Source organism: Sphingopyxis sp. RIFCSPHIGHO2_12_FULL_65_19, assembly GCF_001830555.1.
Classification (GTDB): Bacteria; Pseudomonadota; Alphaproteobacteria; order Sphingomonadales; family Sphingomonadaceae; genus Sphingopyxis.
Genome location: NZ_MIAM01000016.1, coordinates 129,834 through 143,047 on the forward strand (window position 1 = coordinate 129,834; position 13,214 = coordinate 143,047).

The 13,214-nt window shown below is 64.8% G+C and carries 14 protein-coding genes; 8 read left to right on the forward strand and 6 right to left on the reverse strand.

The features are described from left to right. The first annotated feature begins 28 nt into the window (after window positions 1-28). Entirely contained in the window at window positions 29-2,071 is a 2,043-nt protein-coding gene (locus A3E77_RS05255; RefSeq protein ID WP_293643873.1) for an alpha/beta hydrolase family protein, read from the forward strand. Between the two features lie 13 nt (window positions 2,072-2,084). Here the strand turns inward: A3E77_RS05255 and A3E77_RS05260 are convergent, their stop codons facing one another. After that, window positions 2,085-2,903: an SDR family NAD(P)-dependent oxidoreductase gene (locus tag A3E77_RS05260; RefSeq protein ID WP_293643875.1), complete on the reverse strand. Its 819-nt coding sequence runs from the start codon at window positions 2,901-2,903 to the stop codon at window positions 2,085-2,087. 313 nt (window positions 2,904-3,216) lie between these two features. Here A3E77_RS05260 and A3E77_RS05265 point away from each other — a divergent pair, with 313 nt between their 5' ends. Then, the gene (locus A3E77_RS05265; protein WP_293643877.1) at window positions 3,217-3,744 is read left to right on the forward strand and encodes a CarD family transcriptional regulator; all 528 of its coding nucleotides are present in this window, start codon (window positions 3,217-3,219) and stop codon (window positions 3,742-3,744) included. 184 nt (window positions 3,745-3,928) lie between these two features. Here A3E77_RS05265 and truA read toward each other — a convergent pair whose 3' ends face one another. Continuing rightward, window positions 3,929-4,669 (reverse strand): tRNA pseudouridine(38-40) synthase TruA, encoded by a 741-nt coding sequence (gene truA, locus A3E77_RS05270; protein ID WP_293643878.1) that lies wholly within the window; start codon window positions 4,667-4,669, stop codon window positions 3,929-3,931. A 113-nt stretch (window positions 4,670-4,782) separates the two neighbouring features. After that, on the reverse strand, window positions 4,783-5,703 hold the full coding sequence (gene fmt / locus A3E77_RS05275; protein WP_293643880.1) for a methionyl-tRNA formyltransferase: 921 nt from the start codon (window positions 5,701-5,703) through the stop codon (window positions 4,783-4,785). Between the two features lie 177 nt (window positions 5,704-5,880). Here fmt and recR point away from each other — a divergent pair, with 177 nt between their 5' ends. Both recR and def read left to right on the forward strand, forming a co-directional pair. After that, window positions 5,881-6,477 carry a recombination mediator RecR gene (gene recR / locus A3E77_RS05280; protein ID WP_293643882.1) on the forward strand — a complete coding sequence of 199 codons (597 nt, stop codon included), beginning with the start codon at window positions 5,881-5,883 and terminating at the stop codon, window positions 6,475-6,477. 31 nt (window positions 6,478-6,508) lie between these two features. After that, window positions 6,509-7,042, forward strand: coding sequence for a peptide deformylase (gene def, locus A3E77_RS05285; RefSeq protein WP_293643884.1), 534 nt, complete (start codon window positions 6,509-6,511; stop codon window positions 7,040-7,042). Window positions 7,043-7,168: 126 nt separating this feature from the next. Here def and grpE read toward each other — a convergent pair whose 3' ends face one another. Together grpE and hrcA are read right to left on the reverse strand one after the other, a co-directional pair. Further along, complete coding sequence (grpE, locus tag A3E77_RS05290; RefSeq protein ID WP_293643886.1) at window positions 7,169-7,723, reverse strand: nucleotide exchange factor GrpE; 555 nt, start codon at window positions 7,721-7,723, stop codon at window positions 7,169-7,171. Between the two features lie 4 nt (window positions 7,724-7,727). Further along, window positions 7,728-8,771 (reverse strand): heat-inducible transcriptional repressor HrcA, encoded by a 1,044-nt coding sequence (gene hrcA, locus A3E77_RS05295; protein WP_293643888.1) that lies wholly within the window; start codon window positions 8,769-8,771, stop codon window positions 7,728-7,730. 113 nt (window positions 8,772-8,884) lie between these two features. On the opposite strand from hrcA, the gene rph reads away from it, so the two are divergent. The 4 genes from rph (at window position 8,885) to A3E77_RS05315 (ending at window position 12,551) form a co-directional block, all read left to right on the forward strand. Continuing rightward, complete coding sequence (gene rph / locus A3E77_RS05300; RefSeq protein WP_293643890.1) at window positions 8,885-9,601, forward strand: ribonuclease PH; 717 nt, start codon at window positions 8,885-8,887, stop codon at window positions 9,599-9,601. A gap of 97 nt (window positions 9,602-9,698) precedes the next feature. Continuing rightward, window positions 9,699-10,325, forward strand: coding sequence for an RdgB/HAM1 family non-canonical purine NTP pyrophosphatase (gene rdgB / locus A3E77_RS05305; protein ID WP_293643892.1), 627 nt, complete (start codon window positions 9,699-9,701; stop codon window positions 10,323-10,325). 80 nt (window positions 10,326-10,405) lie between these two features. Next, entirely contained in the window at window positions 10,406-11,551 is a 1,146-nt protein-coding gene (gene hemW, locus A3E77_RS05310) for a radical SAM family heme chaperone HemW (protein WP_293643894.1), read from the forward strand. 109 nt (window positions 11,552-11,660) lie between these two features. Continuing rightward, entirely contained in the window at window positions 11,661-12,551 is an 891-nt protein-coding gene (locus A3E77_RS05315; RefSeq protein ID WP_293643896.1) for a tyrosine-type recombinase/integrase, read from the forward strand. Window positions 12,552-12,560: 9 nt separating this feature from the next. Here the strand turns inward: A3E77_RS05315 and A3E77_RS05320 are convergent, their stop codons facing one another. Then, window positions 12,561-13,163 carry a DedA family protein gene (locus A3E77_RS05320; RefSeq protein WP_293643936.1) on the reverse strand — a complete coding sequence of 201 codons (603 nt, stop codon included), beginning with the start codon at window positions 13,161-13,163 and terminating at the stop codon, window positions 12,561-12,563. Between the last annotated feature and the right edge of the window lie 51 nt (window positions 13,164-13,214).

Genomic DNA, 13,214 nt, shown 5'->3' on the forward strand with positions numbered 1-13,214 from the left:
TTTCATCATCATTATCAGGAGCCAAGCCTTGGATAAGCTGTCGTACCGCCGCCTTTTGATTGCTGCCGCGATGCTCGCGCCTGCGCTGCCGGTCACCGCTGTGAATGGGATGGCCGCCGACACCGCGCTGGCGAGCGCGCGGGTTCCGACGGCGCAATTCGCCAACCGTGCGACACTGCAAATGCCGCGCCTGTCGCCCGACGCCACGAAAATGGCGGCGAAGGTCAGCCACAAGGGCGTCGAATATCTGGCGATCTTCGACCTCACCGGAAAGGCGCAGCCCGACTATTTCCTGAAGACAGAGGCCTATAAGGAATTTGGCGACCGCCGCATCATGAATTGGCGCTGGGTCGGCAACCGCACCCTCGTCGTCACCGCGGCATCGGGCGAAATCGGACTGTTCGAGGGCGAATATGGCCGGTTGTTCAGCTATGATGTCGATGGCAAAAAACTCGCGCCGCTGGCGTGGAAGGATGCCGGCGGCGATGCCAGCAACATCATCCATGTCGATCATGCGAAGGAGCGCATCCTGCTGTCGCGCACGTCGATCGCCTATAGCTATGAAATGCTGAGCCGGCCCGAGGTCGCCGATGTCGACGTGCGCAGCGGCGCATTCAACATCGTGCAAAAACCCAATATCCTGGTCGGGCAATGGGCCGCCGACGGCAAGGGCGTCGTCCGCATGGGCGTCGGTTATGACAGCGACAGCGGCAAGACGCGCGTCCTCTACCGCGCGAAGGACGGCGACAATCTGAAGACCATTTACGACAAGGCCGACCCCAGCTTTTCGGGCGATTCGCTGGTGCCGCAGATCTTCCTTGCCGAAGAGGGCAAGGCGATCGTGACCAGCAATGCCGACGGTTTCAACAAGGTCTACAAGCTCGACCTTGCCACGATGGAGCTTGGCAAGCCGCTGTTTGAAATTCCGGGCTATGACGTCGGCGGCGTCGGCTGCAACCATGAATGCGACACGCTGGAGGCGGTGTACGCCACCACCGAACGGTCGAAAACCTATTGGATGGACCCGCGCTTCAAGGAAGTGCAGGATATTTTTGAAAAGCAATTCGGCGTCGGGAACGTCCAGATCGTGTCGAGCGACCTTGCGGACAAGACCATGCTGGTGTGGGTCGGCAAGGCCAATCAGACCGGGCTATATTATTCCTTCCATACCGAAACCGGCAAGGTGACGCGGATCGGTTATTCCAACGAACTGTTCCGCGACGCGGAAATGAACCCGACGCGGACGGTCGTCTATACCGCGAGCGACGGCGAAAAGGTCCATGCCGTGGTGACCATGCCGCGGCATCGCGCCGGCCAGAAAAACCTGCCGGTGGTGATGATTACCCACGGCGGTCCCTTCGGTCCGCGCGACGAAGAGGGCTTTGGACCCTTCCCATGGCACCAGGCGATCGCCGAACTGGGTTATGTCGTGGTGCAGCCCAATTTCCGCGGGTCGGGCGGCTATGGCCGCGAATGGATCAAGAAGGGGCGCGACAATGGTTTCGGGCTGCGGATGCAGGACGATCTGAATGACGCCATCGACTATCTCGCCGCGCAGGGGATCGTCGACCCCCAGCGCGCCTGCATGATGGGCTGGTCTTACGGCGGCTATGCCTCGGCGCGCGCGGCACAGCGCGATCCGGCCCGGTGGCGCTGCGCGATCGCGGGCGCCGGGGTTTATGACCTGGGCGAGATGCGCAAGTTCGACAAATATTATCTTGGCCGGTTCGGATCCAACTATCTGAGCAAGGGGCCCGCCGACCTCGACGCCGTATCGCCGGCACAGAACGCCACGGGCAAATGGTCGCCGATCCTGATCGTGCATGGGGTGGAGGACAAGCGCGTCCCGATTGCACAGGCAAAGCGGCTCGTCGCCGCGCTCGAACGCGCAGGAAAGGTGAAGGGGCAGGATTACGACACGCTCTACCAGCCCGACAACACGCATAATTTGCCGGCCCCGACCGACGAGGCGCAGTTCCTGGAAGCGACCGAGAAATGGCTCGACCGTTTCAACCCCGCCTATATTGCGAGCGATCCCGACAAGGCACCGCCGGTGATGGCCGCGAAATAGGCGCGCGGGCCGGTCAGTCGGCGGCCGTGGCGGCCATTTTGGCGGCATAGCCCGCCTGCACCATCGCGCTCATCCGGTCGAACAATGCGTCGGGGTCGCTGCGGCGCAGGCTCGCGATCACTGCTTCGGCGCCGTCGGCGACCACCAGTTCGCGTGTTCCGGCGTCGATTGCAGCCAGCATCTGCGCGGCGGCATCGTCGGGTGACAGGCCGTTGTCGATCGCGGCGTCGCTCTCCCCCCGCGTGCTGCCGTCGGCGTTCAGCGCATTGCGGCTGACATTGGTGCGCACCGAACCCGGCGCAACGACCAGAACCTTGAGCCCGAGATGCTCATTCTCCGCCCGCACGGCGTCGTGATAACCGATGATGCCATGCTTTGCGGCGCAATAGGCGCTGCGTAGCGGGACGCCTGCGATCCCCGCGACGCTCGAAATGGCGACAATCTGTCCACCGCCCGCGGCCACCATGCGCGGCAGGACCTGCTGGGTCAGGGCGATCGGGGCGATCAGGTCGACCGCGATAATCTGTTGATAAACGACAAAGTCGGTTTCGATCGCGAGGCTTCGCTGCGAGATTCCGGCATTGTTGACCAGGCCGTCGATGCGGCCGTGCCAGCCCCATGCCTGATCGGCGATCGCGGGCAGGGCGTTATAATCGGTCGCCTCGAACGGCAGAACCAGCGTGTCGGTCGCGCAATCGGCGGCGACCGCGTCCAGCGCCGCGACGTTGCGCCCCGACAGGATCAGCTTGGCGCCGCGCGCCGCGAGTGCGCGGGCCAGCGCCGCGCCAATGCCCGAAGAGGCGCCCGTGATCCACCAAACTTGATCCAGCATACCGGCTCCTTACCTGTAATTTCGTTTCAACCTGAAACGGGTATCGAAAGCCGTCAAGGTGCCGACCGACGCATTTCCGCGCAGGGGTGGCAATTTTGTTGCGAATCTGTTATAATAAATATCAACACGCCGACATCCTGCCTCTTCCCGTCTCTGGGCTGGGGCGCTTTCCGGCGTTCCGATGGAGCCATATCCCTTGTCACTCTGACTGGCTAGCGCCGCCCGAATGCAAATCCCCCTCCGCGAGAGGGCGGGATGCCCCGGTGTTGTCGCACTTTCAGATCAGGGTCAAGGCACAAGAAAAGGAATTTGCATGTCCGTGAACACGCTCTTGTTCGAAGTCGGTGATTATGTCGTTTATCCCAAACATGGCGTGGGGCGCGTCATCGAGTTGCAGAAATCGGAAATCGCCGGGATGCAGCTCGAACTTTATGTCCTGCGCTTTGAAAAGGAAAAGATGACGCTTCGCGTGCCGACGAACAAGGCCGAGGGTGTGGGTATGCGCAAGCTGTCGTCGGACAAGACGCTGAAGGAAGCGTTGCAGGTCCTGACCACCAAGCCGAAGGTGAAGCGCACCATGTGGTCGCGCCGTGCCCAGGAATATGAAGCGAAGATCAATTCGGGCGACCTGGTGTCGATCGCCGAGGTGACGCGCGACCTGTTCCGCGCCGACGACCAGCCCGAACAAAGCTATTCGGAGCGCCAGATCTTTGAAGCGGCGTCGAGCCGCCTCGCGCGCGAACTCGGCGCGATGGAAGAAAGCGACGAAAAGACGGCGCAGGCAAAGATCCTCCAGATTTTGAATGAACACGCGCCGCTGTATTACGCTGAAAAGGTGTAAGCGCGCGGGTTAGCGATAAAGGGAAGGGGCGGTCCGCGAGGGCCGCCCTTTTTCGTTCTTCCCTCTCCCGTCGGGTGAGGGGATGTGACCTCGCCCAAGTTCGCGCGGGCCGAGCCCCTCACCAAGCGCGCCTAGACGGCTGCCCCGCCAAGACTTGCTATCCTCTCCCGACGGGAGAGGAGGGCTACGGGTATGTCGCACTCACAAAATACAGCCCGTCGGGCGGCGCGTTCAGCCCTAGCGCATTGCGGTCCGCCGCCTCCAGCGCCGCCTTCAAATCGCCCGCCGACCATTTTCCATAACCGACAAGTGCGAGGCAGCCGACCATCGAGCGCACCTGGTGGTGGAGGAAGCTGCGCGCTGCGGCCTCGACGATCAGCTCGTCGCCGTGGCGGCTGACGGTCAGCTTATCCAGCGTCTTCACCGGGCTCTGCGACTGGCAATGCGCCGAGCGGAAGGTGGTGAAGTCGTGGAGGCCGACGAGCGCCTGCGCCGCTGCGTGCATCGCGTCGGCGTCGAGCGGCCGCGCGACCTGCCACGACAGCCCCTTGTCCCACGTCAGCGGCGCGCGGCGGTTGACGATCCGATATTCATACGACCGCCCGACGCAGGCAAAGCGCGCGTGCCAGTCGTCCGGCACCACCTCGCACCCGATGATCGCGATCGGCGCGGGACGAAGCTGGGCGTTCAGCGCCTCGGTCAGCTTGAACGGCGTCAGCGGCTTGGCGATGTCGACATGCGCGCGCATGGCAATGGCATGGACCCCCGCATCGGTGCGGCCGGCGCTCAGCACCTGCACCGTCTCGCCCGTGAAACGGTGAATGGCTTCCTCGATCGCCTGCTGGACACTTGGGCCGTGCGCCTGCCGCTGCCAGCCCATATAGGGGCGGCCGTCATATTCGATGGTGAGGGCGAAGCGAGTCATGCGAGCATATGTCCTGAAATTCGTCATGCCGGACTTGATCCGGCATCCATGAGGCTTGGCGCAGCAATGGACCCCGGATCAAGTCCGGGGTGACGAAAAGAGGGATTGGTTAGTCATACCAGCCGCGTCCCTGCCGCAATCGCCCGTCCGCGCAGCAACTCGCCCGCCTCCATCGCCGGCTTTCCCGCGCGCTGGATGCGCGTCGCGCGGATCGCGCCGGGGTTGCAGGCGATGGTGAGCGCGTCGTCGATCGTGACGCCCGGGGGTGCCCCCGACACCGTATCGGCCGGATGCACGACCTCGGCGGCCAGCACCTTGTACCGCTCGCCCTCCAGCTCGAAAAACGCCCCCGGCGCCGGGTTGAACGCGCGAATTTGCCGCTCGACCTGCACCGCGCTGGTCAGGAAATCGAGCCGCGCTTCGCTCTTGTCGATCTTGGCGGCATAGGTGACGCCGTCCTCGGGCTGCGGCGCGGGCGGAAAGGCGTGGAGGTCGCTCAGCACCCGCCGCATCATCAGCGCGCCCATTTCGGCGAGTTCGTGGGTCAGGATGCCCGCGCTCTTGTCCGTCGCAGGGGTCGTTTCGACCAGCCGCATCGCCCCCGTATCGAGCCCGGCGTCCATTTGCATGATCGTAACCCCGGTCTCGGCATCGCCCGCCAGGATCGCTCGCTGCACCGGCGCCGCGCCGCGCCAGCGCGGCAGGATCGAGCCATGGACGTTGAGGCAGCCTTCGCGCGGGGCGTCGAGCACCGCTTGCGGCAGGATCAGGCCATAGGCCGCGACCACCGCGACATCGAGGTTCAGCGCGGCGAAGTCGGCCTGTTCGTCGGCGCCCTTCAAGCTCTTCGGGGTACGGACGGGCAGGGCGTGCTCTTCGGCCCAGACCTGCACCGGGCTCTTCTGCAATTTTTTGCCGCGCTGTGCCGGGCGGGGCGGCTGGGTATAGACCGCTGCGATGTCATGCCCCGCCGCGTGCAGCGCGGCGAGCGTCGGCACCGCAAAGGGCGGCGTTCCCATGAAGGCGATACGCATGGGTGCGGGCTTTGGCGGAGGTGGGCGCGACATTCAAGTCTTGGCGCAGCGTGCCCCTGCGAAGGCAGGGGCCCATCACCGGACCGTACCAGGTTGCGCCGAGCGGAGATGGGTTCCTGCCTTCGCAGGAACACGGGGAATATTGTGCATCCCAAGCACACCCACTACCACCCCGTCATGGCCTCCACCGAAATCGAAGCCCTCGTCCAGCAACTCGCCCGTCTCCCCGGTCTCGGCCCGCGGTCGGCGCGGCGCGCGGTGCTGCACCTGATGAAGAAGCGCGAGTCTGCGTTCGTGCCGCTGCTCGCGGCGCTGCAAACCGTGTCCGAACGGCTCGTCACCTGCACCATCTGCGGCAATGTCGACACCCACGACCCCTGCGCAATCTGCGCCGACCCACGCCGCGACGCGCGCAGCCTGTGCGTCGTCGAGGAAGTGTCGGACCTGTGGGCGCTCGACAAGTCGCGGCTGTTTCCCGGCAAATATCATGTGCTCGGCGGCCGGCTCTCGGCGCTGGAGGGCGTGCGGCCGCAGGATCTCAGCATCGACGCGCTGGTCGCGCGCGTCGCCGCGGGGGGCATCGACGAGGTCGTGCTGGCGATGAACGCGACGCTGGAGGGGCAGACGACGGCGCATTATCTGGCCGAACGGCTGGAAGGCTATCCGGTGCGGTTGACGCAGCTGGCGCATGGTTTGCCGGTGGGTGGCGAACTGGATTACCTCGACGAGGGGACGCTCGCGCAGGCGCTGAGGGCAAGGCGGCCGGTGGCTTGACGTCGGCGCCTCGAGTTCATACCTGCACGCCATGGCCTTACTCCCTATCATAGAGACCCCGGACCCCCGGTTGCGCGTCATTTCCCAGCCGGTCGAGACGTTCGATGCCGAGCTGAAGCAGTTGGTCGCCGACATGTTCGAGACGATGTACGACGCCCCCGGCATCGGGCTTGCCGCGATTCAGGTCGGGGTGCCGAAGCGCATTCTGGTGATCGACCTGCAGGAACCCGACCCCGAAGATCCCGAGGGCAAGAAGGTGATCCGCGAGCCGCGCGTGTTCATCAATCCCGTCTTTTCGGACGAGAGTGAAGAGCATAGTGTCTATTCGGAAGGCTGCCTGTCGGTCCCCGAGCAATATGCCGATGTGACGCGCCCCGCCGAGGTTACCGTCGACTGGCAGGACGAGGACGGCAAGCATCATCAGGAACGCATGACCGGCCTGATGGCGACGTGCATCCAGCACGAGCACGACCATCTGGAAGGCATTTTGTTCATCGACCATCTGTCGCGGCTGAAGCGCGAGATGGTGCTCAAGAAGCTCGCGAAGATGCGGAAGGCGGCGTAAGCGGCGTTATCGGGATGTGTTCCCCCGCGAAGGCGGGGGTCCATCATGGGTCGTATCGGTTTTCAACCATCGGGTGATGGGTCCCCGCCTTCGCGGGGACGCATGTCACCAATGGTGGCGCGAAAGCTACCCCGCCTTCGCCACGCCAACCATCGCGGGGCGTAGCAGCCGGTCTTTCAGCATATAACCCGCCTGCATTTCCTGCACGATCGTGCCCGGCGCCTTGTCGCTCGGGATTTCGAGCATTGCCTGGTGCTGGTTGGGGTCGAGCGGCAGGCCGATCGCCGCGATGCGCGTGATGCCGTTGCGTTCAAAGACGCTCAGCAATTCGCGCTCGGTCGCCTCCAGCCCGGTAATCAGCGGCTTGATGCCTTCGTCGGCACGCTGCTCGTCGCTGAGTGCAGCCAGCGCGCGGCCAAGATTGTCGGCGACCGACAGGATGTCGCGCGCGAACTTCGTTGCCGCATAGGCATGCGCGTCGGCGATTTCCTTATCCTTGCGGCGCGTGACATTCTGCGTTTCGGCGCGCGCATAGAGCAGATCTTGCTGGAGCGCAGCGACCTGTTCGGCGAGTTGAGCGATTTCGTCATTCTCGCCTTCGGCGGGCGCTGCGGTGTCAACGGCTTCGGCTTCGGCGTTCGCGCCGTCGTCGACCGGCGTGTCGTTTTCCATGTTCGTCATAAACCTATCGTATCAGTCTGGAGAGTGATTGTGCGGTGAAATCCACCATGGGAACGATGCGGGCATAGTTCAAGCGCGTCGGACCGATCACGCCCACGACACCCACCACGCGCCCGTCCGATCCGCGATAGGGTGCCGCTATCACGGACGAACCCGAAAGCGAGAATAATTTATTCTCCGACCCGATGAAAATGCGCGTCGCGCTGCCGTCGCGGGCGCTGTCGAGCAGTTGCGCAATGTCCTGCTTGGTTTCGAGTTCGTCGAGCAACTGGCGCACGCGATCGAGGTCGCCGACGGCGCTCTCGTCGAGCAGATTGGCCTGCCCGCGCACGATCAGCACCGGGCGGTCGGCGCCGTCGGAAGACCAGATGGCAAGGCCGCGGCTGACCAGATCCTGCGCCGCGCGGTCGATCGCGATGCGCTCGGCCTCGATCTCGCGGCGCACCCGCGCCATCGCCTCGGCCAGCGTCAGGCCGCCGAGCGTCGCCGAAATATAATTGCCCGCTTCGACCAGCGCCGACGGGTTGAGGCCCGGCGGAATGTCGATGACGCGATTCTCCACCGCGCCGTCGCCCGCGACAAGCACGACGAGCGACTGGTTCGCCGACAACGGGACAAAGGCAATCTGTTTGAGCACCCGTTCATGCTTGGGCACGAGCACCAGCCCCGCGCATGCCGACAATCCCGACAGCGCCGACGTCGCCTGCGCCAGCGCGCTTTCGATCGGACCCGCGTCCGACAGACTCGCCTCGATCTGCGCGCGGTCTTCGGCCGAGGGTTCGGCGACCTGCATCATGCCGTCGACGAACAGGCGCAGCCCCTGTTCGGTCGGCAGCCGCCCGGCGCTGGTGTGCGGGCTGGCGAGCAGGCCGAACTCTTCGAGGTCCTGCATGACGTTGCGGATCGACGCGGGCGACAGGTTCAGCGCCGCAAGCTTTGACAGCGTGCGCGATCCCACCGGCTGGCCGGTCTCCAGATAGGCATCGACGACCAGCCGGAACACGTCGCGCGCGCGCGTGGTGAGTTCGGTGATCGGCGGTGTGGTCATACGGAGGATTTAGGGTGGCGAGGGGCACGGGGCAAGCGTCGCCCGCAATGACGGGTGGCGCAGACGGATCAACCCCGCTAAGCGCGCCGCACATCATCACAGGAGAATCCCCCATGCGCCCTTCCGGCCGCGCGCCCGACCAGATGCGCCCCATCGCCATCGAAACCGAATTTACGATCCACGCCGAAGGCAGCGTCCTCGTCAGCTTTGGCAATACCAAGGTGCTGGTGACGGCCAGCGTCGATGAAAAAGTGCCGTCGTGGATGCGCGGCAAGGGCGCGGGCTGGGTGACGGCCGAATATGGCATGTTGCCCCGCGCGACGCACACGCGCGGTAATCGCGAAGCGGCTAAGGGCAAACAGTCGGGGCGGACGCAGGAAATCCAGCGGCTTATCGGCCGTTCCTTGCGCGCCGTAGTCGACATGAAAAAGCTCGGCGAGCGCCAGATCATCATCGATTGCGACGTGATCCAGGCCGATGGCGGCACCCGCACCGCCTCGATCAGCGGCGCCTGGGTCGCGCTGCGGATCGCGGTCGACAAGCTGCTCGCGGCCAAGACGATCGCCGAAGACCCGATCGTCGACAAGGTCGGCGCAATCTCGTGCGGTATCTACAATGGCACCCCGGTGCTCGATCTGGACTATGACGAGGATTCGGTGGCGGAAGCCGACGGCAATTTTGTGCTGACCGCAAAGGGTCAGATCGTCGAGGTGCAGGCAAGCGCCGAGGGCGCGACCTATGACGAGGAAGGCCTGCTGCGCCTGCTCCGCCTCGCGCGCATCGGCTGCGGCGAGATTTTCGCGGCGCAGGACCGGGCGACGGGGCGCTGATCGCATTTTCGTCACCCCGGACTTGATCCGGGGTCCATCGACGGCGAGGTAATGGATGCCGGATCAAGTCCGGCATGACGAAAATTGAGGTTGTCAAATGACTCATCGAAAACTCGCCCCCGGCAAGCTCGTCATCGCCAGCCACAATGCGGGGAAGGTGCGCGAAATCCGCGCGCTGCTCTTGCCCTTCGGGATCGAGCCGGTGTCTGCGGGCGACCTCGGCCTGCCCGAACCTGAGGAAACGGGGACGAGCTTTCGCGAGAATGCACTGTTGAAGGCGCATGCCAGCGCGTCGGCATCGGGCTTGCCCGCGCTGGCCGACGACAGCGGGCTGGAAGTCGCGGCGCTTATGGGTCGGCCGGGCGTCTACACGGCCGATTGGGCCGAGCGCCAATGGTTCGAGGGCAATCCCGGCCGCGACTGGTATATGGCGATGGGAAAGGTCGAAGGGCTGCTCGCCGAACAGGGGCCGCACGTCGACCGCAGCGGCTGCTTCGTTTGCACCCTCGCGCTTGCCTGGCCTGACGGCCACGCCGAAGTGTTCGAGGGCCGCGCCGAAGGCCACCTGACCTGGCCGCCGCGCGGGACGTTGGGTTTTGGCTATGATCCGGTCTTCGTTCCAACCGGCAAGTCACTGACTTATGCGGAGATTGATCCGGCGGAAAAGCATGCGATCAGCCACCGTGCTGATGCTTTTGCAAAGCTGGTGGCGGGCGTATTTTGATGCAGTCGTCACCCTGGCGTTGGTCCGGGGTCTATGGATTCCGCCTTTCGCCGGAATGACGAATGGGAGTAGGGGGTCCCATGGCCGAGCCGCTCGCCCTTTACGTCCATTGGCCGTTTTGCGTGTCGAAATGTCCCTATTGCGACTTCAACAGCCATGTCCGCGACAGCGTCGATCAGGCGGTCTGGCGCGATGCGCTGCTGGCCGACCTGCGGCACGAGGCGGCGTTGCTTCCCGGGCGCACCGTGGGGTCGATTTTTTTCGGTGGCGGCACGCCCAGCCTGATGCCGCCGACGACCGTTGCCGCCGTGATTGCGGCGGCGGAGGCCAAATGGGGGCTCGCGGCCGACTGCGAAATCACGCTGGAGGCGAACCCCAATTCGGTCGAGGTCGCCAATTTTGCGGACCTTGCCGCCGCCGGGGTCAATCGCGTTTCGATAGGCGTTCAGAGCTTCGATTCGCAAGTGCTTGAATTTCTGGGGCGCGCGCACAGCGAGGACGAGGCGCGCCGCGCCATTGCCACCGCGCAGGAACATTTTGCACGCGTCAGCTTCGACCTCATCTACGCCCGGCCCGGCCAGTCGCTCGTTGCATGGGAAGCCGAACTGGCGGGCGCGCTTGCGTTCGGCACCGACCATCTCTCGCTCTACCAGCTCACGATCGAACCCGGGACGCGCTTTGCGACCCTTGCGGCGAAAGGCGACCTGACCATCCCCGACGGCGATACCGCCGCCGATCTGTTCGACACGACGCAGGCGATGACGGCCGCCGCAGGGCTGCCACGCTACGAAGTGTCGAACCACGCCCGGATCGGGCAGGAGAGCCGCCATAATCTCGCTTATTGGCGCTACGCCGATTACGCGGGCGTCGGTCCCGGTGCTCACGGACGGCGGTTGGGACAGGCGACCGAACGCCACAAGAAGCCCGAGAATTTCATCGCGGCGGTGGAGCGTAATGGGCATGGGTTAAAGGTCGAAGCCGATCTGCCGGCGCATGAACGCGCGACCGAGGCGATGTTGATGGGGCTGCGGCTGACCGAAGGGATCGACCTTGCGCGGATCGAAGCGCGGAGCGGGTTGGCGCGCGAGGCGTTTGTCGACGCGGGGGCGGTAGCGCGATTGGTGGATCAAGGGTTGATGGCGCAGGACGGCGACCGGCTGGCGGTGACCGACGACGGGATATTGCTGCTCGACAGTATCCTTTCCGCGGTGGTGCGGACCAGCTAAACCCCAGCAGACCCGTTCGTGTCGAGCGAAGTCGAGACATCCCTCGACCTTGCGCAGCGCCGGTGGGCATCTCGACTTCGCTCGATGCGAACGGAAAGTGAGAAGGCGGTTGGCTGACGGATTGATCCGCGACTGGGATGCCCATCTGGCGCATGAAAAGCGCCGGTCGGAGCATACGCGCCGCGCCTATATTGCCGCGGCTGAACGTTTTTGCGCCTTCCTGTCGCGGCATCGCGGCGGCGCGGTCGATGCGCCGATGCTGGTGGCGCTGACCCCGAATGATGTGCGCGCCTATCTGGCCGAACGGCGCGGGGAGGGGCTGGGCAATGCGTCGGCGGCGCGCGAGCTTTCGGCGCTGCGCGGTTTCCTGCGTTTCGTCGGCGGATCGAACGCCAGCGTGCCGCAGATGCGCGGACCGCGCGTCAAAAAGGGCCTGCCGCGCCCGGTGTCACCGGCCGAAGCACTCGCGCTGGCGCAGGATGTCGAGGATCATGCCCGCGAAGGCTGGGTCGGCGCGCGCGATTTTGCGCTGCTCCTCCTCCTCTATGGCGCCGGTTTGCGCATCGGCGAGGCGTTGGGCCTGACCGGCGCGGTGCTGCCGCTGGGCGAGACGCTCCGCGTCACCGGCAAGCGAGACAAGACGCGGATCGTCCCGATCCTGCCCGCGGTCGCGGCCGCCGTGTCGCGTTATGCGGCCGCCTGCCCGTGGCCGATTGCAAAGGATATGCCGCTATTTCTCGGCGCACGCGGCGGGCCGCTCCAGCCGGGCGTCGTCCGCGCCAGCGTGCGATCGGCGCGGCGCGCGCTGGGGCTTCCTGAACGCACAACGCCGCACGCGCTGCGCCACAGTTTCGCGACGCATTTGCTGGCCGGCGGGGCCGATCTTCGCAGCTTGCAGGAATTGCTCGGGCATGCGAGCCTTGCCTCGACACAGGTCTATACTGCGGTCGATGCCGCGCATCTGCTCGACATCTACCGCAGCGCGCATCCGCGGGCCTGACATGAAAAATCAATCGGTGCGTGGCTTCCACGTGATGACGCGATAGACATATAGCAGCACGAGCGATCCGATCGCGACCAGTGCAACCGGGCCAACGAACGCATCCATATTGGCAAATTTGCCGCCGAACCAGTTGCCCGCGCCCGCCAGCGCCGAGATCCAGATCGTCGATCCCGCCGCGGTCCAGACCAGGAATTTCGCCTGGTTCATCTTGACCATTCCGGCGGGCAGCGACACCATCGTCCGCGCCACCGGCATAAAACGCGCGACAAACACGATCGCTGGACCATGTTTCAGGAAAAAAGCGTGCAGCCGCTCGACTTCGGTCCAGTCGAGGGTCAGCCAGCGGCCATGACGGTCGATGAAGGGTTTCAGCCGTTCATAACCGATCCAGCGGCCGACGCCGTACCAGATCCAGTTGCCCGCCGTCGTCCCTGCGACTGCGACCGCGACCAGCGTCCAGAAGTCGAAATGGCCCTTGGCAACGGCAATGCCGCCCAGCCCCATGATCACTTCGGACGGGATGGGCGGAAACACATTTTCGAGGAACATGAGGACGAAAATTCCCGCATAGCCCCAGCTTTGGATCAGGTTCAGGATGAAGTCGGTCATGGCGGGGTAACGCGCGGCGGCCTCAGCCGATCCGGCGGACGATCGCGTCCC